This is a genomic window from Oleiphilus sp. HI0128, assembly GCF_001635365.1.
In genome coordinates this window covers 1-1,210 of sequence record NZ_LWGG01000123.1, presented here as the reverse complement: position 1 = coordinate 1,210, position 1,210 = coordinate 1, and the positions used below count along the sequence as shown (strand labels likewise).

Sequence of the window (1,210 nt, the reverse complement as noted above, 5' to 3'; positions counted from 1 at the left end):
AGGCTGAAAAAGATAAAGCCAAGCTGAAGGGTAGAATAATGGGCAAAGAAAGTAGCAACGACAAGATACTAAACTTCTTCATAGAGCTCCTGGAATTGAAACGGTTGTTTGAATGAGCGCGTATAATAGGCGAGCTAGTTATAATCTCAAGGAATTAGGCTCAGCTATTGCAATTGTTCACTAATTACACAAAGCTGTTACATCCTTCGTTATTTCCCAATATCCCTGCTATCCCACCAACGCTGGTCTACACTAAATAAAAACAATAATCAGTGGAGTAGTTGTGTGAGCAGCCCGATTTCAGATTTAAGCCCAAAAGCGCAAGCTATTGCGAAATATATTGATAATCTAAGCGATAACAAAATCGAAGTGCCGATGCTGCCGGATGTGGCAAACCAGGTTTTAGCTTTATCGAATGATCCAGATTCTGATGCCGCACAGTTGGCCAAACTCATACAAAGTGACCAGGCCTTGGCTGGCCATGTGATGCGCATTGCTAATTCAGCCGCATATACACCCAACGCCTCAATGGTTTCTCTGCAACAAGCTGTGGCAAGGCTCGGTCTGTCTCTGATTACAGAAATTGCTTTGGCAGCTTCTCTTAATACGAAAATATTTAAAGCGCCCACATACGAAAACCGTATTAATGAAATATGGGACCATGCTTTATGTACAGCCTTTTGGGGAAAAGAGGTTGCGCGAGTTGCCAAGAAAAATGTCGAAGCCGCCTTTCTATGCGGTTTGCTTCATAGCATTGGCAAACCGGTTATCCTTCAGACCATCTTTGACTACTCGGAATGGCATGACGTATCTATTTCATTAGATGAAGTAGGGGTAATCGAATCTGCTTATCATGTGAAATATGGCGAAGTCGTGGTCAGAAAATGGAAAATGCCCGCAATCGTTCAGGAATCTGTTCATTACTATGCTGACTATCAAAATGCCCAAAGCAATCGTGACCAAGCGATGGTGACTAATGGTGCTGCTAAGTTAGCTCAAGCAATGTTATCGGGTGAAGAAGCTGCGATAGATACAGCTTTGCAAGATACCGTATTTGCAGATCTGAATTTATATGAAGATGAATTGGAGCTTTTGAAGGAAAGACACGACATCGTGAAGAGTGGTCTGGAGGCAATTCGTTCATGAGACAAGTTGATGTAGTGATTATTGGTAGTGGTCCTGCAGGGCAAAAAGCAGCGGTACAGGCAGC

General features: G+C 43.0%; 1 protein-coding gene. It reads left to right on the top strand.

Features of this window, described 5'->3' with window-relative positions:
* Nucleotides 1-285 precede the first annotated feature (285 nt).
* Entirely contained in the window at nt 286-1,146 is an 861-nt protein-coding gene (locus A3763_RS01610) for an HDOD domain-containing protein (RefSeq protein ID WP_068553621.1), read from the top strand.
* The last annotated feature ends 64 nt before the right edge of the window (nt 1,147-1,210 follow it).